The 25,045-nt window shown below is 52.8% G+C and carries 18 protein-coding genes; 9 read left to right on the forward strand and 9 right to left on the reverse strand.

Features of this window, described 5'->3' with window-relative positions:
• Window position 1: 1 nt before the first annotated feature.
• Together EKM84_RS05410 and EKM84_RS05415 are read right to left on the reverse strand one after the other, a co-directional pair.
• On the reverse strand, window positions 2-628 hold the full coding sequence (locus EKM84_RS05410; protein WP_125764477.1) for an ABC transporter permease: 627 nt from the start codon (window positions 626-628) through the stop codon (window positions 2-4).
• Window positions 625-1,833 carry a betaine/proline/choline family ABC transporter ATP-binding protein gene (locus EKM84_RS05415; protein ID WP_125764478.1) on the reverse strand — a complete coding sequence of 403 codons (1,209 nt, stop codon included), beginning with the start codon at window positions 1,831-1,833 and terminating at the stop codon, window positions 625-627. The genes EKM84_RS05410 and EKM84_RS05415 overlap by 4 nt, the downstream gene beginning before the upstream one ends.
• Window positions 1,834-2,898: 1,065 nt before the next feature.
• Between EKM84_RS05415 and EKM84_RS05420 the strand changes: the two genes are divergently transcribed.
• Window positions 2,899-3,378 (forward strand): hypothetical protein, encoded by a 480-nt coding sequence (locus EKM84_RS05420; RefSeq protein WP_125764480.1) that lies wholly within the window; start codon window positions 2,899-2,901, stop codon window positions 3,376-3,378.
• A 247-nt stretch (window positions 3,379-3,625) separates the two neighbouring features.
• On the opposite strand, the gene EKM84_RS05425 is transcribed toward EKM84_RS05420, so the two are convergent.
• From EKM84_RS05425 to EKM84_RS05450, 6 genes are all read right to left on the reverse strand, one after another.
• Window positions 3,626-4,855: an MFS transporter gene (locus tag EKM84_RS05425; RefSeq protein WP_125764482.1), complete on the reverse strand. Its 1,230-nt coding sequence runs from the start codon at window positions 4,853-4,855 to the stop codon at window positions 3,626-3,628.
• A gap of 550 nt (window positions 4,856-5,405) precedes the next feature.
• Window positions 5,406-6,353 (reverse strand): Dyp-type peroxidase, encoded by a 948-nt coding sequence (locus tag EKM84_RS05430; protein WP_125764484.1) that lies wholly within the window; start codon window positions 6,351-6,353, stop codon window positions 5,406-5,408.
• Between the two features lie 152 nt (window positions 6,354-6,505).
• Complete coding sequence (locus EKM84_RS05435; RefSeq protein ID WP_125764486.1) at window positions 6,506-7,672, reverse strand: MalY/PatB family protein; 1,167 nt, start codon at window positions 7,670-7,672, stop codon at window positions 6,506-6,508.
• Window positions 7,669-8,529: a DUF3737 family protein gene (locus EKM84_RS05440; protein ID WP_125764487.1), complete on the reverse strand. Its 861-nt coding sequence runs from the start codon at window positions 8,527-8,529 to the stop codon at window positions 7,669-7,671. The genes EKM84_RS05435 and EKM84_RS05440 overlap by 4 nt, the downstream gene beginning before the upstream one ends.
• A 122-nt stretch (window positions 8,530-8,651) precedes the next feature.
• Complete coding sequence (locus EKM84_RS05445) at window positions 8,652-10,718, reverse strand: hypothetical protein (protein ID WP_125764489.1); 2,067 nt, start codon at window positions 10,716-10,718, stop codon at window positions 8,652-8,654.
• Window positions 10,715-11,767: a glycosyltransferase family 2 protein gene (locus EKM84_RS05450; RefSeq protein WP_125764491.1), complete on the reverse strand. Its 1,053-nt coding sequence runs from the start codon at window positions 11,765-11,767 to the stop codon at window positions 10,715-10,717. Before EKM84_RS05450 ends, EKM84_RS05445 begins: the two co-directional genes overlap by 4 nt.
• A gap of 179 nt (window positions 11,768-11,946) precedes the next feature.
• On the opposite strand from EKM84_RS05450, the gene EKM84_RS05455 reads away from it, so the two are divergent.
• Entirely contained in the window at window positions 11,947-12,681 is a 735-nt protein-coding gene (locus EKM84_RS05455; protein ID WP_125764493.1) for an SDR family NAD(P)-dependent oxidoreductase, read from the forward strand.
• Between the two features lie 82 nt (window positions 12,682-12,763).
• Here the strand turns inward: EKM84_RS05455 and purH are convergent, their stop codons facing one another.
• Complete coding sequence (gene purH, locus EKM84_RS05460; RefSeq protein ID WP_125764495.1) at window positions 12,764-14,293, reverse strand: bifunctional phosphoribosylaminoimidazolecarboxamide formyltransferase/IMP cyclohydrolase; 1,530 nt, start codon at window positions 14,291-14,293, stop codon at window positions 12,764-12,766.
• 490 nt (window positions 14,294-14,783) lie between these two features.
• On the opposite strand from purH, the gene EKM84_RS05465 reads away from it, so the two are divergent.
• From EKM84_RS05465 to EKM84_RS05495, 7 genes are all read left to right on the forward strand, one after another.
• Complete coding sequence (locus tag EKM84_RS05465) at window positions 14,784-16,151, forward strand: GH25 family lysozyme (RefSeq protein ID WP_125764497.1); 1,368 nt, start codon at window positions 14,784-14,786, stop codon at window positions 16,149-16,151.
• 20 nt (window positions 16,152-16,171) lie between these two features.
• Entirely contained in the window at window positions 16,172-16,816 is a 645-nt protein-coding gene (locus tag EKM84_RS05470) for a hypothetical protein (protein WP_125764499.1), read from the forward strand.
• A gap of 556 nt (window positions 16,817-17,372) precedes the next feature.
• The gene (locus EKM84_RS05475) at window positions 17,373-18,542 is read left to right on the forward strand and encodes an AI-2E family transporter (RefSeq protein ID WP_125764500.1); all 1,170 of its coding nucleotides are present in this window, start codon (window positions 17,373-17,375) and stop codon (window positions 18,540-18,542) included.
• 181 nt (window positions 18,543-18,723) lie between these two features.
• Entirely contained in the window at window positions 18,724-20,166 is a 1,443-nt protein-coding gene (locus EKM84_RS05480) for an ABC transporter permease (RefSeq protein WP_125764502.1), read from the forward strand.
• A 12-nt stretch (window positions 20,167-20,178) separates the two neighbouring features.
• Entirely contained in the window at window positions 20,179-20,838 is a 660-nt protein-coding gene (locus EKM84_RS05485; protein ID WP_125764504.1) for an ATP-binding cassette domain-containing protein, read from the forward strand.
• Window positions 20,839-21,391: 553 nt separating this feature from the next.
• Complete coding sequence (locus tag EKM84_RS05490; RefSeq protein ID WP_125764506.1) at window positions 21,392-22,786, forward strand: FAD-binding oxidoreductase; 1,395 nt, start codon at window positions 21,392-21,394, stop codon at window positions 22,784-22,786.
• A gap of 598 nt (window positions 22,787-23,384) precedes the next feature.
• The gene (locus tag EKM84_RS05495) at window positions 23,385-25,022 is read left to right on the forward strand and encodes an alpha-glucosidase (protein ID WP_125764508.1); all 1,638 of its coding nucleotides are present in this window, start codon (window positions 23,385-23,387) and stop codon (window positions 25,020-25,022) included.
• The last annotated feature ends 23 nt before the right edge of the window (window positions 25,023-25,045 follow it).

Here is a 25,045-nt window from a genome sequence, read left to right on the forward strand (position 1 = left end):
CCTATCGTAATTGGCGTGGCGTGACGGCCGCTTCCACTTTACCCAACAAATAGTCGACGAGAAGCGCCAACAGGATAACGGGAATCGAGCCGCCAAGAATCAGGTCAGAGCGGTACAGGTTCAGTCCGTTGAAAATGAAATCTCCCAGACCACCGGCCCCGATGTAAGACGCCAGAGTGGCCCACGCAATCACGTAGGTCGCGGACAACCGGATACCGGCCATGATGACCGGTGCGGCCAAGGGAATCTCAGCCTGAACCATCATTTGCCACCAGGTCATGCCCATGCCTTTGGCCGCGTCGCGCACGGTCGGGGAGACGCCTTGCATGCCCAAATAGGTGTTTCGCAAGATGGGCAGCAGGGAGTAGATGAACAGGGCCACGATGGCGGGCGTCGAGCCGATTCCGAAGAGGGGAATCATCATGGCTAACAGCGCCATGGCCGGAATCGTTTGGAGCACGCCGGCGAGGGTGATGACAAAGTTGGCGCCGTGTTTCATCCGCGTCAACAGGATACCTAGTGGCACGGCCACGATGACCCCGAGGGCCAGGGCCGCGGCCGAAATGTACAGGTGTTGGCCGGTCTTGGCAATCAGTTGGGTCCCATAAGTTGCTAGAAAATGCATCATTGTGGGATTTCGCCCCCTTCATCGTGGGTCGCAGCGGCGTGAATGTCCGCGTTGATCGGTGAGGCTGGTTCTTCATTGGCTTCGGGTGCGCCACGCAGGGCATCGTAGACGATGTCGACCAGCGCCGTCCGGGTCACGATGCCGACCAGGTGTTTGTCCTTGTCGACAACGGGCACGTTTTTAACCCCCTGTTTCAGAATCCGGTCGACGGTATCGCCAATCAGCGAGTCGGCCTTCACGAAGAAGACTTGGCGGTTGGTGAAATCACCCACGGCCGTGTGGGGGTCGGTGATCCGGTTGATGTCTTCCAGATCAACGTACCCCTGGAGCACGCCGGCGTCGTCGGTTACCAGCAGCGTATCAACTCGCCGGTCATGCATCAGGTCGATGGCGTCGTCGACGGTCTTGTCGGGCGTGATGGAAACGGGGTTCTTTAACATGATTTGACTAACGGATAAAATGTTGGGTTGGGCCCGGATCAAGCGTTCCTCACCGATTAGGTTGGTGACGAAGTCGTTGGCCGGGTGACGTAAGATGTTTTCGGGGGTGTCGACTTGGACCTGCTTGCCTTGGCTCATGATGACGACCTTGGTGGCCAGGTGTAGCGCTTCGTCCATGTCGTGGGTCACGAAGATAAAGGTCTTGCCCAGGTCTTCTTGTAGATGCTTGACCAAATCCTGTAGCGATTCTCGCGTGATGGGGTCCAACGCACCGAAGGGTTCATCCATTAAAATGATCTCTTGGTCGGCAGCCAGGGCCCGCACAACACCGATTCGTTGCTGCTGCCCACCGGAGAGTTCACCAGGGTAGCGTTGCAGCATGTCGTCGGGCAGTTGGGCCAGCTCAATCATCTTGTGGGCTTGTTCGGCCCGCTTTTCCTTGGACCAGCCGAGGAGCTTGGGAACCATCTCGATGTTTTCCTGGATGGTCATGTGGGGCATCAGGCCAATGTTTTGGATAACATAGCCGATGGACCGCCGGAGCTTGACCGGGTCCATTTTAGAAATATCCTTGTCGTTGATCTTAATGGTCCCCGACGTTTGTTTCAGCATGCGGTTAATCATCCGCATGGTCGTGGTCTTCCCCGAGCCGGACGTCCCGATGAACGCGATAAATTCACCGCGGCCGACTTGCAAATTGAAGTCGTCGACGGCAATCTTGCCATTGGGATATTCCTTACGTAGATGTTCCATTGAAAGTAGCATAGATTAACCTCCTGTATGATGGTGTTGCGTATTAAATGGCACGTTGTCAGTGCCTCCGGGAGAATGAAAATAGGCCGTGACGCGGTGGGCGCCCGCCTGGAGCCAAAGGGCGGTCTCCAGACTTACTTTGAGCCGCTAAGAAGCGCGTCTCAAAGATAGCAGTTACCTAAGCGGGAACCCGCTAAGGTAACTCCCACGGCTGAGCCTATTTTCATTCTCCCTGCGGCTGACACTAGTTTAATGCGGCGACGAACGTGTCGGTGGTTAAACTAGTGTGACCGTGGTGCAGTTGTTCGTATGGGTAATATTGAACTGCAACGAGTAAGCCAGAGCTGTTGTTCTGCGGTCTAAATCTGTGTTGGCCGCAGGGCGGGGGAAAATGAGCTTAGCCGTGGGAGTTCCCTTGGTGGCTTTGCCACTTAGGGAACCGCTAGTTCGAGACTCGGTTTGTGAGGCTCAAACTAAGCACGGAGACCGCTCTCTGGCTCCGGGCGGGTGCCCACAGCGGACCGGTCTCATTTTCCCCCGCCCGGAGGCCTGGACGACACAGTTTAGCCCGCGTACAAAAATAACGATCGGTGTGCCGGGAGCACACGTCAAGACGGGCAACCTGGAGACCGGTCGTATTCGGTTTTTTCGTTTCGCAGTTACATCTATTGTACATGAAAGAGTTACATTTACCAAAAGATAACTATTCCTTCTGTTGATAATCTTCTAGTGTAAACGGATTCGGGATGCAACCGTATCGTTGCTGTGTCAGGCCTGTCGGGTATTTCGACACATTAACATATTTATATGAGTTTTTGATAAGTAATTGCTTATTTATTTGCTCAGAATTTTTTGAAAATAGGGGTTGCCTTCGACCTACTGTAACCCTATATAATCATTTACATTGGGTTAGGGACACCGCGTGATTGGTTGATTAGAGGAGACCGATAACGGGCGCCGCTGTGGGATTTTAACCACGCCCAATCACTTGAAGACGCACATATTCGCTGGCCAGTTGATACGCTAAGAAATTGACCAGCGCCTCAACTGATACATGAATGAAAGGAAGTTACGACCTTGAAACGACTCTTACTCGCTGGTGCCCTCGATGCTGCCAGTCAAAATTTTGTCCGTCAATTAAGCCAAAATAGTCAGTTAGACCTGACCGTTTACACCTCCAGTGCGGTGAGTTTGCCCGAATCTGTGACGGCGTTGACCGAAGAAGTGCTGGACGAGGGGGGCCTGAGCGCTGCCATGTTGGATCAGGACCTGGTCGTGGCCTTGGTGCCAACGATTCGCTTGGCCAAAACGGCTAGCACGTTGGCAACGGCGGTCCAGGCCGCGGGCAACCCACAACTGATCATCAGTCGCACGGATGACATCGAAGAGTTGCCACTGGAGGAACGCCATGCCCGGCAAACACTAGCAGCGGCCGGTGTGGCGTTCGACATGGTCGACGGCTTCGGCGGCATCAACAGTTTACTCGGCGTTAGCACGACGTCGGCAACGGTTTTTGGGCCGGGTGAAGAGGTTCCCCTTGAACGTTTTGTCGGGTAAACTGAACTGAAAATGGTGATGATGTTCGTTCCCGACGGTGGCCTCAAGGTAGCCTGCTGTGGGGACCGGCTCCAGCCTGAGGGGGGCGGTCTTCCGCCTCGCTTTTGAGCCTGAAAAGCGGTCTCAAAAGTCGTCCCGTGGTCTAAACTGAGAAAATCGCTCAAAATTTGCTAAATTCTATTTCAATACAAAAATGGACGATCCGGAAGTTTTCACTTCTAGGTCGTCCATTTTAATTTGTCATCGCTTAAGCTGTTTTAACACGTGCCTTACGAATTTCTGGGACTAACCACCAGATTAACGCAAGGTTGACCAGCATCAACAGGGCCGTGGAGAAGAAGACCGCGTTGTAGTCGAAGACCCCGGCAATCCAGCCGCCGAAAAGCGAACCCATCATGTTGCCGATGGCTTGGAAGGATTGGTTCCAGCTGAAGACGGTGGAGGTCAATTCGACCGGCGAGTTTTTCGTCAGGAGGGTTTGGATTTCTGGGAACAGGGCCCCGTCGGAAATCCCAATCATGAACCGTAAAATCCCGAGCATCCAGACGCTGGTGACGAATCCCTGTGGGAGGTACATGAGAAAGGCAAAGACGTAACCGAAAATCAAGACCTTACCAGAGCCGTGCTCATCCCCGTAACGCCCGAGACGTGGGGAAGCAAAGATGTTTGAAATCCCTGGTAAAGCCGCGATAATTCCGGCAACCACGGTGATTGGGCCGACGTTGTGCATTAACTCTTTCACGTACAAACTAATGATTGGTGAAATTGAAATGTTCCCGAATTGAACGATCATGGTTGAGGATAACAGAACCAGAATCAATTTGGGATTGGGGAAAGCGGCCAATGGATTGTGGCTCTTGGGCGCATCCGGTTGCTTGGTGACCGGCTTGAATTTTTCCTCAACCAGCACCCAACTCATGATGAACGTGAGGAACAACAGGGCAGCCGTGATGAAGAAGGTCAGCCGAATCGAGAAGACCTGCGCCAGCACCCCGCCAATGACGGGGCCCAGTAGCATCCCGCTGGTTACCCCGGTCATCAGGGTGCTGAGTGAAGCCCCGCTGTGTTTCCGAGGTGTCTGCGAGGCGACCAAGGCCTGCGCGTTGGAAATAAATCCGGCGAAGACCCCTTGTAAGGCGCGTAAGGCCACTAACTGCCAAACACTGGTGGCAAATCCCATCAACGCCATGGCGCCGGCCGTCCCGAGTGAGGCCCGCATCAGCATTAATTTCCGACCCTTGCGATCGGCGACCATGCCCCAAAGTGGGGAAGCAATCGCGCTCACGAAGAAGTCCGCGGCGTAAACCAAGCCACTATACATGGTCACCTGTGATTTGGTGTAGTCGCCTAAACTACTGATATATAACGATAAAAATGGCATGATTTCACTAAAAGCCATGCCGGCAACGAACGTACAGAACCAGAGAACCCGCAAATTACGCCGCCATGGGCCGGATTCCCTTTCAGACTCGTCCAAAATAGTTCAACTCCCTATTGATTGAATTGATTGGTGAGATTACCCAAAGTAACGCAAACCAATCGTGAATTATCCGTAATGGTAACTCTACTAAGATACGCCCATAGCGCCGGAACGTCAACGTTAGCGACTTGATTGTATGCGCTCGCAATTGGTTTGAAATAAAGGGTTGCGCCAATTGAAAAGTTTCGATGTGGGTCAGTTGATGTGGTTGAAAGAAAACCGGTCCTGGTTCACGCGAAGGAAAAACACGTGACTGGGGACCGGTTGGGGTTATAAGAAAATAGGATGAAGATATTAATAAGCTAGAAAAGGGTAGTGGGTTAGCACGGCAGCGCGGGGTTAAACCAGTATGAGCCGTGAGGGGAACGCAAATAAACCCAGCCGCGGGAATTTGCTTAGTGGCGATCTTGGCCGCTTAGCAAATTGGTATCTTTGAGACGGGGCTGTCGGCTCAAAGTAAGTCTGAAGACCGCTCTTTGGCTTCAGACGTCCGCCCACCGCGTTCCGGTTTATTTGCGTTCCCCGGTAAGGCGCTGTTCAGACTAGTTTAAGCTCCGTAGTTGCCGTCCGCGATGGTTTCGAGGAGGCGGCGGGACGGGATAAAGAACGCGGCCCCCGTAATTGGCGTACTAAAGTCTAGCAGCCGGTCGCTCTGGGTAAACATGTTGGTCAACATCCGTTGGGTCACGGTAAAGTGACGGGCATAGCCGATGAAGTAAGTGCCGACGATGCCTTGGCCGGGCAGTGCGTAGGGGACGTTCATCCGCACAATTTTGTGTTCGATGCCGCCCTCGTTGTCTTGAGAGGCAATGTTGTGGGCGTTAGGAAGTTTTTCATCGTCCTCGAGTTCACGGTCGCTAAATTTGTGCCGACCGATGGATTTTTCTTGGCCCTCGGTCTTCAGGGCGTTCCAGGCGTCCATGTTATGCTCGTATTTCTGGGCGAAGGCGTAGGACCCGTTAATAAATTCGGGGTCTTCGTCACCAATCAACGCGTACTGGGTGGCGTCCGGGCCGGCTGGGTTCTCGGTGCCATCGATGAAGCCAATGATGGCGCGGCCTTCGAAGTAGCGGAAGCCCGGCGTCTCATCTACGACAGTCGTCCAGTCGCGTAGAAATTTGCGAGCCTGGTCCATGACTTCGTAGACCACCGCCGTGTCCTTGGCGCGGACGTGCATGAACAGGTCGCCCGGGGTAGCGGGTGCCGTGTACTTGGGACCTCTGACCTCCTGAAAGTCGACGAGTTCCTTAGGCACGTTGGCGTTGGGGAAGAGGTCTTTCCAAGCGTTGGCACCAAAACCAAAGGCCACGCGGAGATTGGCATCGGGATAACGAATGTCCATGCTCCGTTCGATAGCGGCCAGCCGGTCGGCAAATTCGGCGATGGCTTCGCGGTCAGCCTCGAGGTGATCACGGTCGATGACGTAGGTGGTGAACATAATATTGTCACCGGCATCACGGTAAACATCTTGGGCATCAGCTGGGTTGATTGGCATAATAAGCATCCTCCTTTAAGGTCGTGAAAACGATATCAAATTCAGTATAGCACGGGTCTCGCCGGGACTCACCTATTAAGTTATCAAATGATAACTTGCCGGCAAATAAAAAACGCCCGGACGTTAGGCTAGCTAACATTCGGACGCCAGAATTAGTTTTGTTCAAAGGTGTGAATGCCTTGGGCCAAACGGTTTAAGCCGTCTTGCAGGCGTTCGGCGGGACAAGCCACGTTGATCCGCACAAAGTCGTGACCATCGCCACCATAAACGGCACCGGCTGTAATGAATAGCCCGGTCGTTTGGCGAATGACATCGCATAAGGCTTGGGTGTCATGAGTCACGTCGCGGCAGTCAATCCAGACCAGGTAAGTGGCATGGCCCTTGATGACGTGCAGGTCCGGCAGGTTCTTTTCAATGAAGGCCGTGAGCGTTTGCTTGCTCGCGGTAATCGTTGCGTTTAACTCGTGAACCCATTTGGCGCCTTGCGTGTAGGCGGCAATAGTGCCAGGAATGGCAAAGGCGTTGGGTTCAGCCAGCTCTTCACTGTTGATGCCGCGGTCAACGCTGTCTCGTAAGAATTTATTCGGAATGATCAGTGTTGCGGCATGCAGGGCAGCCACGTTAAAGGTCTTGCTGGGGGAAACGGCGGTGATGCTGTTGTTGGCAGCGGCATCGCTCACGGAGGCAAACGGGTAGTAGCCGTGACCGGCATCCGTAATGTCACCGTGAATTTCGTCGGAGAAGACCGTGACGTGGTTGGCCAGGGCGAGGTCGGCTAAGCGCCGCAACTCGTCTGGTTGCCAAACCTTACCCACGGGATTGTGGGGGTTGCAGAGAATTATCAGGGTGGTCAACGGATCGGCCAGCTTGGTTTCGAGGTCAGCCCAATCCACCTCGTAGGTGCCATCGTGGAAGTGGAGGTCGTTGGACAAAACGTGCCGGCCATTGTTGACGATGGAATTATAGAAGATATTGTAGACGGGTGCCTGAACCAACACGTTGTCACCTAGATGGCTCACGCGCCGAACGGCAGAGGAGATGGCGGGGACAACACCGGTCACGAAGCGCATCCAATCGGTATTGGGTGCCCAGTTGTGTTCGGTGGCGTACCAGTGTTGAACGGCTTCAAAGTAAGCGTCGGGGACTTCTTCGTAACCGAAGATGCCAGCGTCCGCCTTGTTTTTAATAGCAGCGACAATCGCCGGTGCCGTCCGGAAGTCCATGTCCGCCACCCACATGGGGAGCTCATTATCCTTAACGTCCCACTTGACGGAGTTCGTGTGCCGTCGGTCAATCATTTCTGAAAAATCATAACTCATTGATTCAAGGCCTCCTTGGTCGTGGTAATGGTCGTTTTCTGCGGGTCAATGGCGGGATCATCAAAGATGACTTGACCAATGGCCGGTGCTGTAATTTTACCATTAACGGGGTTCTTCACGCTATCGATGGCCGTGTTGATCGTGGCGTCGATGTCCGTGCAGTACTCAAATGAGAGGTCGGTGTTGATCAAGGAACAGTTCTTCAGCGTCAGGTGATCCACGTAACAGAGTCCCTGGTCACTTTCGAGCCAACAGTTGACGAAGGTAATGTTCTTGGTGTTCCAGGCCAGGTATTCGCCGATGATGGTGGAGTCATACACGGTCACGTTATCACAATTCCAGAAGGCATCGTGGGTAATGAACGTGGAGTTGTGGACCTCGACATTTTTACTGCCGTCGAAGGCATAGTTCCCGGTGATCTTGAGGTTATGGGCAACGACATTCTCGCTGTTCATGCCAAAGTAATCACCGGTCGCCGTGACGTTATCGAGCTGAACATCTTGGCACCACCAGAGGGTCTCCCCAGCGTCGGCGAAAGTCACGTCATCTAGCTTGAGGTTGCTGGCATGACGGAACGTCTTGGTGGCCCGAACGAGGCTGTGACGCATGGTCAGGTCGTCTGTGTACCAAATACCCGCGTGGGCGTCCGGTTGCCAGGTGGTGTGATCCAGTTGCGCGTGGTGCGTGTACCACAATGGGTATTTCCACTTAAAAATGGTGTGGTCAATGGCCACGTTTTGGCTGTGTTTTAAGGGCGATTCGCCATCAACGAAGGTGCTATTTGTAATATGGAGGTCGTGGCCTTGAAAAAGGGCCCGTTCTCCCGTTAAGGTTTGTTGATTAATTTCTGTTGTCAATTGTTGTTTCGACTCCTTTTTGAACCGATGAGGGACTAGAATTCGGGGTCAGTCTGCGACCCTATGAAGATTATTCTAGTACCTTCGAGTGGCCTTAAGGCAAGTGATTTCAACAAAAAAGTTTAAATCCGCCGGCGATACCAGTAGAATCGGTCGATGACTAAGAGTCCGCTCAGCCACATGGCCCCAAAGAGAAGCCAGAATTTTCCGTTAGAGAGCACGGGCGCGACGCTTTGTTGAGTCACGGCGAAGCGCAAGTACTGGTCAGGATGGGCGCTGAGTGCTTCCGGCAGGAGTCGATACGTGGCTGGAGCCGTGGTCAGTGTGATATCTTTAGGGCTACGATTGGTGACGGTCAGGCGGTATCGACCTGCGGGTTGAAGCGGCAGTGTTTGGTCAAGGCGAAGGCTGCGGCCACGGGACTGCCAGACCGTCTTGTCTGAGGCGGTCGTTAAGGTTAATCGTCCAGTCAATCGCTCGCCATTGTTGACCGTGATCTGGTCAAAGGGGAGCGACGCCGTGAAGGGCTGGGTCAGGGAATGATTTGATTTGAGTGTTAGCTGGTGATCTTGGAAGTAGCGCCCCTCGTTTTGACTGATAACGCTGACCGGATCACTGTTGGACCGGACCATCAGATTGGTGTTCTGCCAGGCGGCGAAGCCCAGCAGTGTGGTGAAGGCCAGGGCCATGCCCAAAGGCAGCCACCGCGACCGCTGCGAGTAGCGCAAGATGTTGAGTGGTTGGCGATATCCGGCTGCCGTACCCGCAGTCAATAGGAAGAGAACTGGTAGGGCGTAACGTTCTTCCGTTTCCCAGAAAATGACGTGGAAACAGATGAGGCCCATGAAGAAGAGGCCGCCTAGCAGATAGGCCGAGGTCAGGTGGTAACGGCGAATCTGTTGGATGCCCCAGCCTAGATTAACCAAAATTAGCGCTAGATAGCTGACCTGACACCAGTTAGCGAGAAACCAGTCGCTGGTGGCACGGTGCTGGCGATACCAGTTAGGCGCGCGGTCAAAGGCGGGATTGATCTGAAAACTGTCGAAGGTCCCGCTGGATAAAAATAGCCGGGCCTTGCGGAATAGGTGCTGGAGAACGCCTTGCCAACCCAGGTCGTGAAGCCGAGTCTTGAGCGTTTGGTTAGCCAATTTTTGTTTGGATGCTTTGGTCGGTTGTTGGCGAATGGCATTGACGTCTGCCCGCTTATATTGGCCGTAGGTATGGGGATTCCAACTCATCGCTACCCAACTTGTTGCGGGTAGTGATTGATTGACATCAACGGTATAGCCGTTCGCCTTTTGCCATTTGGTGGTGAGACCACCGCCGACAACTAGCGTGGCTAAGAGGACGAGGGTCAACAGGCAGCGCGTAAAGCTGGGGTGCGGGGATTGGTTGGGTCGTAACCAGATGGCTACGAGGACCGCAATCACCAGCACAATAAAGTTGGCCTTTAATAGATAGGCCGCAACCAGTAAGCAGCTTAACAGAATGCTCCGCCAGGTAATCTGTTCCCAGCTATTTGCGCGTTGTAGGTGGCGAAAGGCCGCGAAGGCTAGGAGCCCCAGTGGGAGGACGTAGGTATCGCTGTAAGTGTTTAGCGCGTAGGCATAGAGCGGTACCGTGGTCATAATGAGGACCAAGAATAAGTTGGCGCGTGCTGGATTGTGGCGTCGTAACTGCTGCCAAATGGCTAGGAGGCCGACATCCAGCCAGGCAAATTGGACGATGTTTAGCCAGACGCCAGAATAACTCCCGGTTAGGAGGTGGCCCACCCGCATGATGCCGCTGAGCAGGAGCGTAAAGGTCACGTTATTTGGGTAGACATAGAAGTAAGTTGACCAGTCTTGATGGCCGTTCAAGAGATTTAGGGCCTGTTGATGGACAAAGTACAGGTCGGCACGGGGAGCCGCCACCCAGGTGGTCGCGACCCACAGCTGAATCGCTAAGAAGGCCAGCCAGAGGCCCCCACTCAGCCACTTACCCGTTCGCGGCTTAATACGATGTAGGTAGCGAAAAAGCAGACCGACACCACCCAAGTACAGGGCGCTAGCCATCAGTAAAGCTAGTGGCTTGAGCCAGTCGTGGTCTACTCGAATCGTGACGGGCCAGAGGGCCAATAGAAAAGTTAATAAAAGGAGGCAGCTGATCAGGCCACCTAAAGTTACGGTGAGATAATGACGGATTTTCATGAGCGTTCTCCTGATTTAGTTCTGAATTGACTTAAGTGTAACGTAACGGCCGCAGAATTGCTCGGTTCCCGGTAAGCCGCGGTGAAACTTGGGGTATAGGTGTCCGTTTGAATGATGAAACGTGGGCGGTGCTTGACCTCCGTGAAGGTCCGCCCCACGTATTCACCAATAATGCTGATGGCTACTAGCTGAAAGCCACCTAGGAACCAAAGTGAAGCCATAATGGAGCTCCAACCCGTGACGACGGTTCCCCGGAAATGCTGGACGAGGATCCAGAGAATCATGAGGAGGGCACCCCCACAGATGGTTAGTCCAGCGACTAGCAACGCGCGAATTGGTGCGATTGAGAAGGACAGAATGCCATCTAAGGCGAAGCGCAACATTTTTCGCAGCGGGTACTTGGAGACGCCCGCCTGGCGGGGTTGCCGCTTGTAGTAGAGCTTAGTGGCTGGAAAGCCTAGCTGAGGAATGATGCCGCGAATGAACGGTCGGGTCTCGTGGCAGCGCATGAGGGCAGTTAGAACAGGATGCGTTAGTAGGCGAAAATCAGAGTGATTGGGAATCAGGTTGACGCCGAGTTTACCCATGACCCAGTAAAAGCCGTTAGCGGTCGTTCGCTTGAACCAGGAATCCGTGGACCGATCATTACGAACGCCGTAAACCACGTCGTATCCGGCACGGGCCTGAGTTACCATGGCGGGGATGAGCGTGGGGTCATCCTGGAGGTCGGCATCGATGGTGATCACGTAGTCAGCGTGCCGGGCGGCGGTTGCCATTCCGGCCATGAGGGCGGCCTCTTGCCCGTAGTTGCGACTGAGTTTCAGACCGGTAAAATGCGGATTTTGATGACGTAATTGTTCAATCAGTCGCCAGGTCCGGTCCTGACTGCCGTCGTCGACAAATAAGATGCGGCTGTCTGCGGTCACCAGGCGGTCGTGAATCAACTGGGTCAAGATATCTGCGAGAATGGGTGCCGTGGTTGGTAAAACGGGTTCTTCGTTATAACACGGGACCACTATAGCCAGTCGTGGCAGTTGCTTCAATGTCATTTTAAATCGTCTCCCCCGAAAAAACTAAGCATGTAATCCCCTACGTGTCCCAATGATAAGCTAAGCACAGTGTTTTGGGGTGTCAGGGACTTAGAATTGGGCGATTTTTAAGGGTGATTAACTTTGCGTGTTACATTTGATTAGCGGTTGATAAAATCACAAAATGGAGGTTTTCCAAGATGGGTAAATTAGATGGCAAGGTTGCAATCATTACGGGTGCCGCTCAGGGAATGGGAGCCGCACACGCGAAGCTATTTGTTCGTGAAGGCGCCAAGGTCGTGATCACCGACATCAAAGAAGCTGAAGGTGAAGCGCTGGCTAAGTCACTCGGCGAGAATACACTCTTCATCAAGCACAACGTGGCGAGCGCTGCCGACTGGGATAACGTGGTTGCTCAGACCAAAGCTAAGTTTGGCCGCATTGATATCTTAGTAAATAACGCTGGTATTACTTTTGCCAAGCGCCTGCAGGATATCAGCGAAGATGACTACCTGAAGATTTTCCAGATCAACCAATTGGGAACCTTCTTGGGCTTGAAGGCGGTTGCCAAGGAAATGGTGGCACAACATTCTGGTTCGATTGTGAATATTTCATCACTGAATGGGTTAGTTGGTGGGGCCGTGGGCTACACGGACACAAAGTTTGCCGTCCGGGGGATGACCAAGGCGGCCGCCCTGGAACTGGCCCCATCCGGTGTCCGGGTCAATTCCGTCCATCCAGGAGTGATTGAAACGCCAATGATTTCTCAACCTGGAACGGAAGAGGCCGTTAAGCAATTTGCCAAGGCCATTCCGTTACGTCGAATCGCTAAGCCAGAAGAGGTCTCTAAGTTAGTGCTGTTTGTGGCTTCGGACGATGCTAGTTATGCAACGGGCTCCGAGTTCGTCGTCGATGGCGGGATGTCTGCACAATAATTAAAATTCAAATATTCTGGTCACAAAAGGCCGTCGCATAACCTTTAATTGGGTCGCGACGGCCTTTTCTTGTGGCGTCAATTTAGTGGCGGAAGTGGCGGTTACCCGTGAAGACTAGGGCGATACCGAGCTTATCTGCCATGGCAATGGAGTCTTGGTCACGGATACTGCCACCGGGTTCGGCGATGACTTTGATCCCGTGTTGCGCGGCGTATTCGACGCAGTCTTCCATGGGGAAGAAGGCATCGGAAACCAAAACGGCTTGGTCGTAGTTTGGCTTCACTTCGGCTTTACCGACCGCAATCTTTACCGCATCGATCCGGTTCATTTGGCCGGGACCGACGCCTAAGGTTTGGTCAGCCGTGTTGATTAGGATGGCGTTACTCTTGACGAACTTGATGGCCTTGAGGCCAAAGGTAACGGCAGCCAATTGATCAGCGGTTGGTTGTGCGTGGCTGACGACTTGAAATTTGGCTGGGTCATCGTAGACGTTGTCGCGTTCTTGACGTAAAAGTCCACCACGGACACTGACCAGCTCATCTTCTTCTGGATCTTTGGCCGTGCTGAAATCAACCGTTAACAAGCGCAAATTTTTCTTCTTAGCCAGCACGTCGTAGGCATCGTCGTCAAAGGCTGGCGCGATGATGATTTCCAGGAAGAGCTTGTGCATCTTGGTTGCCGTCGCCAGGTCGACGGGCCGGTTTAAGACAATAATGCCCCCAAAAATAGACATTGAATCTGCTTCGTAGCACTTATCCCAGGCTGTTGAAAGGTCGACGGCTGAGCCAATACCACAGGGATTCATGTGTTTTAAGGCCACAACGGTCGGGTCGTCAAACTCGCGAATCAAGCCCAAGGCAGCGTCGGCGTCCTTGATGTTGTTGAAGGACAGTGGTTTCCCATGTAACTGAACGGCGGCTGCGATGGAGAAAGGAACCGGTTCACAATTTTGGTAGAAGGTGGCAGTTTGCTGTGGATTTTCCCCGTAACGGAGGGCCTGCTTGCGCTCGTAAGTCAGGGTCAACGTATCAGGCTTGGCCTCATCCGTTAAGTAATTGGCAATTAAGGCGTCGTAGTGCGCGGTGTGATGGAACACTTTGGCTGCTAAGTGCTTACGTAAGCGAAGGTCAACGTGTTCTTCGGCCAGGGCGTGACCGACTTGATCGTAGTCGGCGGGGTCACAAATGACCAACACATCCGCATAGTTCTTGGCGGCAGCCCGAATCAAAGAAGGCCCCCCAATGTCAATTTGTTCGACGGCTGCGGCCAAAGCCACGCCTGGTTGCGCAATGGTTGCGGCGAAGGGGTAGAGGTTCACACAGACCAAGTCGATGGGCGTGATGTCATGATCAAGCAATGTTTGTTGGTGTTCGGGGTTATCCCGCTTGGCCAAAATACCGCCGAATACCAAGGGATTCAGGGTCTTAACGCGGCCGTCCAACATTTCTGGAAAATGGGTGACGTCTTCAATGGGTAGAACGGGAATACCGGCCTGAGCGAGGACGGACTGGGTGCCACCAGTTGAGACAATTTCAAAGTCATGAGCAATCAGCGTTTGCGCAAATTCAACTAATCCAGTTTTATCAGAAACACTTAACAAAGCACGGCGCATAAGGGGCCTCCTAATAGTTTTTTTGAAGTAACCCCATCATACGTGATTTAATCTGAACAATCAACAAGAATAAATTATAAATATTCGTATATTAGTCTATACAAAATTTAGAAAGGACAGTTAACAAATATAATTTCATTAATAACGGAACAATGCTTGCTTTAACTAGCAAAATTATTTTTATCTCGTGATTCGCCCGCCTGGTAGTTGCGCGAGACTACACAAAGCGAGAGATTTCTACGCTTTGCCAGGTCAAAGAGCGAACCGTTATCCGCCCGGATTATCACGACTATCGTTGGTTTAGCGGCATTTCTGTAATAAATATAATCGTAAAATCTGGTAACTGAACTGCAATCACCCTGTTACGGCATGCACATTTTAATCGGTTATGGTGGAAAAGACGTGTGAAACGAGGAGGTGGCGCAACGCTAAAAGTAACCCATGTTGTGCGAACAGAAACTTAATTTTTAGATAGGGAAGTGTCAACAATATGTCGAGCAAACATTCATGGACCAAGCGACTGACGCAAGCCATTGTTGCGGCGAGTGCCTTGGCCGGTATCGCTGTGGCAGGCGGTCAGACCGTTGCCCAGGCGAGCACCTTAGCCATTCCAGATATTTCTGAATGGCAAGGGAAATTAACATCGAGTCAGGTTGCCAATTTGAAGAGTCAGGTCTCCTTTGTCATCAACCGGCGGCAGTACGGCTCTTCGTACAAAGACCTGTACGCCACCAATAACACCGCGCTTTACGTGAAGTACGGGATCCCGTTTGGCGAGTACGACTACGCGCGGTTTACTAGTGCGGCGAGTGCCAGACAGGAAGCGAAGGATTTTTATAACCGGTCGAATAAAAACGCGAAATTTTATGTTTTGGACTTTGAAGAAAATGACGTGACGTCCGGGACCACGAACGCCGCCGTTAAGGCCTGGTACGAGGAAATGAGTGCGCTGACCAATAAAAAACTCGTTTTCTATTCTTACCAGTCATTTGCCACCAGTTATGCCAACACCGCTCGTCAAAATTTTGACGCCCAATGGATTGCGAACTACTCCACGACGCCAACGATTTCCTACGCGTTGTGGCAGTACACGGATCACAATTATTTATCTGCACTGGGCGAATACACCGACAACAGTCGGGCCGTAACGACCGTGCACCCGATTTCGTGGTGGACCAATGGGATTGCGACGTCGCTGGCCAACACCGCCACGACTACGAATTATGCTTACAGTAGCTATAAGAAGGGTCAACACATTTACCTACATAATGGGGCGACCAAGTACGCTGACGGCACAGCCATTGCGGCCTCAGACCGGCAGAAGTTCTATGCGATTTCTGAGGTGAAGAGCGTGACAACTGACAAATCCAAGCAGGAACTCTACATTGATTCCCTGGGTAAATGGGTCTTGTCGCAGGATGCCACGGGCTACTGGGTCGGGCAACACGGTTCGTTTAAGCTGAATCACAAACTGAATATTTATTCTGATTCAAGTTTAAAAACCAAAACTGGCGGGTATTACGTGGCCGGTGATACGGTGGCCGGACAGGTCGTCAAGGCGCCAAGTGGCAAGTCATATCGCATCAAGACGAAGCTGGGATATTTGTCTGCCAACACAGAATATTCGGATCACGCTTACTATGAATCGCTGGGATCGAGCACGAGCGTGAAAACGAAGAAGAAAGTTTATGAATACACCAAGTCTTCCTTTAAGAAGGCCAACCGGTCGACTGCCGTTAAGAAGGGGACCACGCTGAAAGTCACTGGTATCAAGAAACGGTCGACGGGGTCGCGTTATCTAGTCCTGAGTAATGGCAAATATGTGACGGCCCAAACGGCTTACGTCACCCAAAAATAAATGAAAGAAGTTGAATAGATATGCAACGAAAGACGAAAATAATTACGACCGTCACGGCCACCCTCGCACTACTAGCGTTGGGATCAGGCACGGCCTTACAAATTCACGCCGCCAATGACGTCAGTTCCGTGAGCCAAACGACAGCGCCAACCACAGCGACGGCGGCTGGCACCAAGCTGAAGGCCAATAGTGCCAGCGGAACGAAGCAAAACTATCAGGTCGACTATTCTGCCAGTGACAGCCAGTCCGCAACCTATAAGAAAACGACGTATGGGAGCACCAACACGGCTGCCAAACAGGTCGATTACGTGGGCGGCAACACGTCGGGGACAACTGTTAAATTGAACAAGCAGACAACGGCCGTCGTGCAGGGGACTATGGGCCATACCTACGTTCACTGGAATAAGGGCGATTGGTCGGTCACGGCTGTCACCAGCAATGCCGATGAGAGTGGAACGCCAACGCAATTTGCCAAGCAGGTCAACCGGCAGATCACCAAGTCCAGTCTGCCAACCAGCGCAGACACGGGCGCCGTGACCGTCTACAGTCAAACTGATGATGACGAGGCCAACGAGGTGACTTGGCGGGACGGTAAGCAGGTGTACAACGTGACCGGTACCACCGCCGACGCCACCGTCAAAGTCGCCCAAAACGCGGACAACTAGGGTCGCTGGTTGTGCGTTGTACGTGCCTTACCGGGTGACACAAGCGTCATCAGTAGCTGTGTGTTGCCTGTTGGGCGACTGGACTGTGGCTAATGGTTAATTAGTCTACAGTATTCAAGTGTTTGATAAGTGGTAGTTATCGCTGATGTTAAATTAGTGATAACCACCACTTTTGTTGTGGGGCAATCTTTAAGTTGAAGGCCGGATGATAAGCATTTTACTGGAAAGCTATCATAAAAATAATTTTCCGCTAGGTTAGCGATAGCCGGAGCTGGTTAGACCTACCCCCTGTGTCGGTGGTGTTAGGCCGGTGGTTTTCCCGGCCTTACAGCACGGGACGAGCTTGGAAACTCGCGAACTTTAGCGAGGTTTCAAGTCGAGCTGGTGGACCGATTTTCAGGCCACCAGCGGTCCCCATAGGGGGTGGGTCTGACCAGCGGAGGCGGCAAGCGCCAGGACCCAAGGAAAATTATTTCCGCTTTCCAGTAAAAAGAGCTAGTCACTTGGGTGCACGAGCCTTAAACTAGAGCTATGCACATTTACGGGAGGGGTCGCATTGAAAAATTTGCGTCAACCAGAATCGGGATTCTCCTGGTTCTACCAACGATTTTTAAATAATCACATTACAATTCTGCTATTAAACATTTTTCTATTACTTTTGGTGCTCAACGAACTGATGCAAAACGCCTGGATTCTCGCGCCGGTTTGGAAGTTTATTGGGATTACCATGCCAGCCATCGTGGTCGCGGGCATTCTGTTCTACGTGCTGGATCCGTTCGTCCACTTCATGGAACGGCGACTCCACCTGCGCACGGGCCTGGCGATTGCCGTGGCCATGCTCCTGACGGCGGGCATCATTGTGTTGATTTTCCTCAATCTGATTCCGTTTCTAACCAAGCAGACCAGCGGCATCATTGGCGCGCTCCCCCAGTTTGCCAATGATATGCTCCACAACATTAATCACCTGAACCAGGAGCATCACTGGGTGTCCAACAGTAATTTGGCGGACATTAACGAGCGCGTGTCGACCTACTTTTCTAAACGGGGGCTGAACCTGTTGACCGGGACGCTGAGTTCGCTGGGCAACGTGGTGACGACCGTGAGCGACTGGGTCATCACGATTATCACGGCGCCGCTGGTCTTGTTCTTCATGTTGAAGGACGGGTCGCGTTTTCCCCATTACATCAGTCAGGTCGTGCCGACCGCTTACCGGAGCCGGTTCATCACGATGCTCGATCAGATGAACGTCAAAGTGAGTTCCTACGTGCGTGGTCAACTGACGGTCGCGTTGTGCGTGATGATTATTTTCACGACCGGGTATTCCATTATTGGGTTGCGTTACGCCTTACTGATTGGGCTACTGGCCGGTCCCCTAAACCTGATTCCGTACTTCGGGTCGGCCATCGCGCTGGTGCCTGCCCTGATTATCGGGGTCGTGACTAGTCCGTCCATGTTGTTGGGGGTAGTCATCGTTTACCTGATCGAATGGGTCCTGGAAACGCAGGTCCTGTCGCCACTGATCATGGGGAACAGCCTCGCGATGCACCCGATTACGATTGTCTTCGTTCTGCTGGCCGGGGGTAAAATGTTTGGCCTCCTGGGCGTCATCTTCGGGGTGCCAGGTTTTGCGGTCCTGAAAGTCCTGGCCACCACCACGTTCCAGTGGTATCAAGAATACTCGGCGCTTTATCCGGATGTGTTACCGCCGGACGAGCTCGAGCCTTAACGCTTTATTAACACAGTTATCATGAGAGAAAGTTTAACGAAACGGCGGTGCCTCAAGGGGTTCCGCCGTTTTTTGCGTTCCCGTGATTTGGCAAATGAAAATTAGTCGTGCCGGAATTTAAGTTTCCGCAAAGCCGGCTTTGGCATACTCGAAAGCATGACAAGAAATGGAGGCGACCTGAATGAACTTTTTCAAACGGGCCTGGTTAAATGTGTGGGCGAAGAAGGGCCGGTCAGTCCTACTGATTCTGGTCTCGTCCGCCATTCTGATGTTTGTGTTAGCGGGCTTGCTGATTCGCAGCGCCGCGGTTAAGGCGACCGACCAAGCAAAGGCCGACGTGGGTGCGACCGTGACGTTGTCGGCGAACCGGCAGGCGGCGTTTAAGAAGATGCAGAGCAGTAGCAGTTCCACCAGCAAGAGCAGTCGGCCGAAGATGACGCTGACACCGGTGAAGCTGAGCGATGCGACCAAGATTTCTCAGCTCAGCAACGTCAAGAGCACCAACGTGACCAGCAGTACCACCGTTAACGCCAAATCCTACGACGTGGTTTCGACCAGCACGGGGATGGGTAGCAGTAACGGCGGCGGTCCCGGCGGCATGAAGTCTAGTGCCAGCACCGGGGATACGCAAATTGACGGGGTCACGGCCACGAGTCTGACGACGGCATTTAGCAACAGTCAAAGCAAGATCACCAAGGGTCGCGGCATCACCGCAGCCGACAAGAATACCCACAACGTGGTCATCGAAAAGGACCTGGCGAGCCAGAATGACCTGACCGTCGGCGATACGATTACCGTCAAGGAGACCGCGGGTGACAAGGCTAAGGTCAAACTGAAGATTGTCGGGATTTACAAGGCCAGTTCGACCAGCACCAGTACTAGTCCAATGAGTGCCGACCCGGCCAACACGATGTACACCTCGTACACCATGGCCAACACCTTTAAGGGCAGTAAGTACGCGAATACCGCGGATTCCGTGACCTTCAACGTCAGCAATCCCGCCAAGGTCAGCAGCGTGAAGCAGGCCGGCAGACAGCTGATCAACACTAGTAAATATGCGCTGAGCACGGACGATGCCAGTTACCAAACGGTGAAGGCGTCGATGGCAAACGTGAAGAGCTTTGCCAATAAAATCGTCTGGCTGGTCGCCATTGCTGGCACGATTATCCTGGCGTTAATCGTCATCTTGATGATTCGCGAACGTCGCTTTGAAATTGGCGTCCTGCTCTCCTTAGGGGAAGCACGGTGGAAAATCATGGCGCAGTTCTTTACCGAGATGCTGATGGTCATTGTGGTCGCCGTGGCGATTGCTGGGGCCGGTGGTAAATTTGTCGGCGACCAGCTGGGTTCGCAACTTGTCTCGCAAAGTACGACGACCCAGATCACCGCGACCAGTTCAACCGGGCAACCCGGTGGTAGTGGGATGCACGGTGGTACGGGTGGACCTGGTTCAACCGGGACAACCACGAGTGCCAAGGCGGTCGATACCAATTTGGACATTAGCGTGAGTGCTGTTGACCTGGCGGAACTCGGTGGCTTTGGCTTAGCCATCACGTTCCTGTCGATCATGATTGCCTCCGGTGGCATCCTGCGACTGGAGCCGAAGAAAGTCTTAATTTCCTAAGGAGGAACGCGCATGCTGAAAACAGAAGGCCTGGGGTATTGGTACCAGGATAAAAGTGACCCATTATTTCAAGATATTAATCTGACGTTTGAGGTGGGCCAGTCCTACGCAATTCTGGGCCATTCCGGGACCGGGAAGACCACGTTTCTGTCGTTGATTGCGGGTCTGGATAAGCCCAAAGCGGGCGACATTTTGCTGGATGACCGTTCACTGAAAAAGATTGGGCTAACGACCTATCGGCGGCACGATGTGTCCATCGTGTTCCAAGCGTATAACCTGTTTACCTATATGTCGCCATTGAACAATTTGTTAACGGCCATGGCGATTACGGGCGCGGAACATGCGGGTGATAAACATTTTGCCCTACGGACGCTAAACGACCTGGGCATCAACGAGGACCTGGCGACTCGTAACGTTCAACACTTGTCCGGGGGCCAACAACAGCGTGTGGCGATTGCGCGGACGATGGCTTGTGATGCCCAGTTAGTGGTCGCCGACGAACCGACCGGAAACCTCGATGAGGACAACACCAAAGAGGTCATCGCGCAGTTTCAAAAGATTGCCCACGACCGGCAGAAATGCGTGATCATCGTGACGCATGAGCCGGACGTGGCGGCGCAGTGCGACCACCAGTACCGCCTCGAAAACAAGCAATTTACCCAGCTCGCCTAAGTAGGCGAATCGCGGTGTGGTACCTCCGGCGGCCTAGATAGCTCCGCCTGTGGGGGTGACCTCTGAAGCCTGAGAAGCGGTCTTCAGAGGCGGTTGGAAGCCGTGAAAGCGCCACGTCTTCCAACCGACCTGTAGCGTAAGCCGGCAAAAGACGCCAACTAACGCTACCGACACAGGTCCGCGCCATCTAGCCGCCTCCGGTACCACACCGCTGCTTAGACAGTAGACAGGTTGGGTGAGGTGTCGCGCAATGGTTATGTGAAAGAGCCATTGGAACTAACTAGTTTGCTTCATAAGTAGAGAACTAATTTCCCGCGGAAGAGGATACCACCGTCTAGCCATTTGGCTGGATTGCGGTATTTTTTTGTGGCCCCGTTAGTTATTTGTCGATTGTTAGCCAATTCAAGTCGTTAAACCTGTACTTTTATAAATTACGTGTTAGAATGATCACGGATAATGAACTGTGCTGGTGGCCCTCGTGGCCATTTTTCAGTTGCTGATGGTTGGGGTTAACCGGCACGTATAACTAATTCTAGTAAAGAAGGTCTTCAGTGTGACAGTTTTTAGTGCTTATTCTGATGAAGAAATTTCGACCTATCTCCAAGACCAAGTCAAGGATGGGACAATCTACACGGATGAAAAGACGTTAAAGAAACAGTCATTCAATCCCAACGCTTCTGGCGGTGAGACCGGCTTGGCACGGGCGTTCGTTGAGGCCGCCAGTGTCGAGGATATTCAAGGTGTTTTGCGGACAGCGCGGAAATTTCATATTGCCGTCGTTCCCCAAACAACCTTTAGCAGTACCGTGATTGGTTCCGACGGTATCGATGGCGCCATTATTATTTCGATGCGGAAAATGAATCAAATTTTGGAAATCAATAAAGAAGATTCCGTGGCCGTTGTTCAACCCGGTGTCGTCAACGGTGACTTGGATCAAGCTGCCCGGAAGCAAGGCTTGTTCTACGCGCCAGATCCTGGTTCTAAGCCATTTTCATCCATTGGTGGGAACGTCTCGACCAACGCCGGTGGGATGAGCACCGTCCGCTTCGGTGCCACCAAGGACAACGTCTTGGGCTTGAAGGCCGTACTGGCTGACGGTCGGGTGATCAAGCTTGGCGGCCGGACGTTGAAGCAGGCGTTCGGTTACGATCTGACGCAACTCTTCGTGGGTTCCGAAGGTACGTTGGGCATTATCTTTGAAATTACGGTGAAATTGATGCCAATTCCTCTAGGCAAGTCCGTCATGGGCGTGGCCTTCTTCAAGGATATGAGTGCGTTGGCCGCCGGCGTCACAGCGGTGCGGATGTCAGGCGTTTACCCGACCATGTTGGAAGCGCTGGATGGCAACACGGTCAAGGCGTTGGACCGTTATGAAGGCACTCACTACGGCGACAACAGTGGGTCCATGCTGATTTTCCGGTTGGACGGGAGCAGTGACGAAAGCGTGGGCGTTTTGAACGACCTGCTAGCGAAGCACGACGCCCAAAACGTTCAGGTCACTACGGATCCAGACGAGCAAAAGGCGCTGGAAAAGCTGCGTCAGGATATGTTACCAGCCGTCTTCTCCGGGAACAACCATTTGATGGAAGACATGGCACTGCCATTGTCAAAATTAGCACCAATGATGGACTTCCTGCAGGATCTGGGCAAGGAACTGGGTATTAAGATTTACACCGTTGGCCATGCTGGTGATGGGAACGTGCACCCAACTTACACGTGGTCCGAAGACGAGGATGAGGTTCCAGAAGTCATCATCGAAGCCTTACGGAAAACGTTCTGGAAGACGCTGGAACTGGGTGGAACAATCACTGGGGAACACGCCGTGGGCATGATGAAGAACCAGTGGAACAACCCTGAATTGGGTGAAACCGTGGATCTGTTACAACACCAAATCAAGACGCTGTTCGACCCCATGAACCTGTTGAATCCTAAGCGGAAGATTGATTAAACCTGAAAATTAAGTCGTCAATGAGCAGCTTTGCCATCAGCTATTCTGATGGTGAGGCTGCTTTTGGTTTTAGACAGGCGGAACGAACTGCATAAATATGCAGAGAAATGACCTGCCGTGAGGCTGGAACCGAAAGCGTAGCCAGGAATCGTGGAGGAGGTCAGTTAATAGCGGGCTGAATCAGTGTCAGCCGCAGGTGGGTGAAAATGAAGCGACTGTGTTAGTGACCAGAGGCGGACCAAAGTGCCCAGCTGTGTCGGTGGTCTTGGCTGAGGTGGTTTCACTCAGCCTAGCCCACGGGACGACCTTTAAGACCGGTTTTGGGGCTTAAAGTCGAGGTGGAAGCCCGTTCTTCGGCTGGAACCGACCCCCTAGCAGGGCACTTTGAGTCCGCCGGCGGGAACGACGATTGGCCACTCATTTTCATCCACCCGGAGGCGTTAACAAACGTTCAACCCGCAAAAATTAACGACTGAGCATAAAGTTTGCTAAATCAGCCGACAAATTAGATAATTATTGTTACAATTGGAGGCGAATACAATCCCCGGAATACAACAATTACAACCGGTTGCAGTTTAGCAACGAAAGGAAGACAGCAATGGCTGACGCACAGTGGTGGCAACACGCGGTCGGGTATGAAATTTACCCGAAGAGTTTCTTTGATACGAACCATGACGGTGTGGGCGACTTGCCCGGCATCCAAGCGAAAATCTCTTACTTACAATCCCTCGGCATCGACTTCGTTTGGTTGTCGGCTTTTTACCCCTCCAGTCAGGTGGACAGCGGGTATGACGTGATCGATTACCGCGACGTGGACCCGCAATATGGAACCATTGACGATTTCATGCAGTTGGTCGCGGCGTTCCACGCAGCCGATATCAAAGTGGTCATCGACCTGGCGTTGAATCACACCTCTAACCAACATCCGTGGTTCCAAGCGGCACTGGCTGATGCCGCCAGTCCCTACCACGATTATTATGTGTGGCGGTCGGCCACGGCGGACCAAGTGCCCAACAACTGGGAATCCATTTTTGGTGGGTCGGCGTGGACCTATGTGCCAGAAATGGGTGCAGCCTACCTGCACACCTTTGCGGAAGCCCAGCCAGATTTGAACTGGGAAAACCCAGCCGTTCGTCAGGCGATGGTGGAAACGATTCAGTGGTGGGCTGACCGTGGCGTGGATGGGTTCCGGCTCGATGGCGTGACGCACCTCAAGAAGCGGCAGGACTTTGCGAACGTTGCCCATCCCCGGACGGATTACTACCAGGACGTGACCGGAACGGATGCGTTTCTGGCTGATTTGAAGCCCGTGTTGCAACGCAATCAGCTCTTTGTGATTGGCGAAGCGGGGACCATTGACCAACAAACTGCCCAGCGTTGGCTGGACCCGGAACGGGGATTCTTTAACCTCCTATTGGAATTTGACCACGTTCATTTTTGGGAAAGAGCCGAACCCAAACTCCCGGTTGCCGCATTGCGGGCCACGCTTTCCAAATGGCAACTGGGCTTAGAAAAAATCGGCTGGAACGCCTTGTTCATTGAAAATCATGATTTGCCTCGTGCCGTTTCGTACTATGGGAACGCTAGTGACTATCGCCGGCGTTCCGCGAAGGCTTTAGGGTTGTGGTACTTGTTGATGAAGGGGACGCCGTTTGTCTACCAAGGGCAAGAATTGGGGCTACCAAACGCCAATTTCACCCAGATCAGCGAATACCGCGACCTGGATAGCCGGCTGTATTACCAGCAACAGCGGGCGGCTGGCGTGCCGGAAGCGCAGGTTCTTAGTCAATTAGGCATGAAGAGTCGGGACAATGCCCGGACCCCCATGCCGTGGACCCATCAGCAGTTTGGCGGCTTCTCGGACCAGCAGCCTTGGATCAGCATGACGCCTGGAACAGAGCAGATCAATGTGGAACGGGAAAGTCACGATCCGCACTCGGTCTTAACGTTTTACCAGCAGCTCATTCGCCTGAAAAAATCCGTTCCAGCCTTGGAACGTGGGCGCTATGAGTTGATTGACACCCGGGATGACCAACTGTATGTTTACCGGCGGACGTTAAATGGGGACAACTGGCTGGTCGTTGTGAACATGAGTAATCAGGTTGCGACAACGCAAGAATTTGATTTAAATACAAGTGAGTTAATTTTTACCAATACGGAAGTCGATGCAGACTCTGACGACCCACAGATTCAACCGTGGGAAGCCCGACTGTATCATTTGCGGAAACTAGAATGAAATGGCGGGAGCCGAGAAACGAA

It is taken from the genome of Levilactobacillus mulengensis (genome assembly GCF_003946045.1).
Taxonomy (GTDB): Bacteria; Bacillota; Bacilli; order Lactobacillales; family Lactobacillaceae; genus Levilactobacillus; species Levilactobacillus mulengensis.

Coding starts and splice junctions, on each gene's coding strand:
- EKM84_RS05410 (WP_125764477.1), bottom strand. CDS start 628: ATGATGCATTTTCTAGCAACTTATGGGACCCAACTGATTGCCAAGACC.
- EKM84_RS05415 (WP_125764478.1), bottom strand. CDS start 1,833: ATGCTACTTTCAATGGAACATCTACGTAAGGAATATCCCAATGGCAAG.
- EKM84_RS05430 (WP_125764484.1), bottom strand. CDS start 6,353: ATGCCAATCAACCCAGCTGATGCCCAAGATGTTTACCGTGATGCCGGT.
- EKM84_RS05435 (WP_125764486.1), bottom strand. CDS start 7,672: ATGAGTTATGATTTTTCAGAAATGATTGACCGACGGCACACGAACTCC.
- EKM84_RS05445 (WP_125764489.1), bottom strand. CDS start 10,718: ATGAAAATCCGTCATTATCTCACCGTAACTTTAGGTGGCCTGATCAGC.
- EKM84_RS05450 (WP_125764491.1), bottom strand. CDS start 11,767: ATGACATTGAAGCAACTGCCACGACTGGCTATAGTGGTCCCGTGTTAT.
- EKM84_RS05455 (WP_125764493.1), top strand. CDS start 11,947: ATGGGTAAATTAGATGGCAAGGTTGCAATCATTACGGGTGCCGCTCAG.
- purH (WP_125764495.1), bottom strand. CDS start 14,293: ATGCGCCGTGCTTTGTTAAGTGTTTCTGATAAAACTGGATTAGTTGAA.
- EKM84_RS05465 (WP_125764497.1), top strand. CDS start 14,784: ATGTCGAGCAAACATTCATGGACCAAGCGACTGACGCAAGCCATTGTT.
- EKM84_RS05470 (WP_125764499.1), top strand. CDS start 16,172: ATGCAACGAAAGACGAAAATAATTACGACCGTCACGGCCACCCTCGCA.
- EKM84_RS05480 (WP_125764502.1), top strand. CDS start 18,724: ATGAACTTTTTCAAACGGGCCTGGTTAAATGTGTGGGCGAAGAAGGGC.
- EKM84_RS05485 (WP_125764504.1), top strand. CDS start 20,179: ATGCTGAAAACAGAAGGCCTGGGGTATTGGTACCAGGATAAAAGTGAC.
- EKM84_RS05495 (WP_125764508.1), top strand. CDS start 23,385: ATGGCTGACGCACAGTGGTGGCAACACGCGGTCGGGTATGAAATTTAC.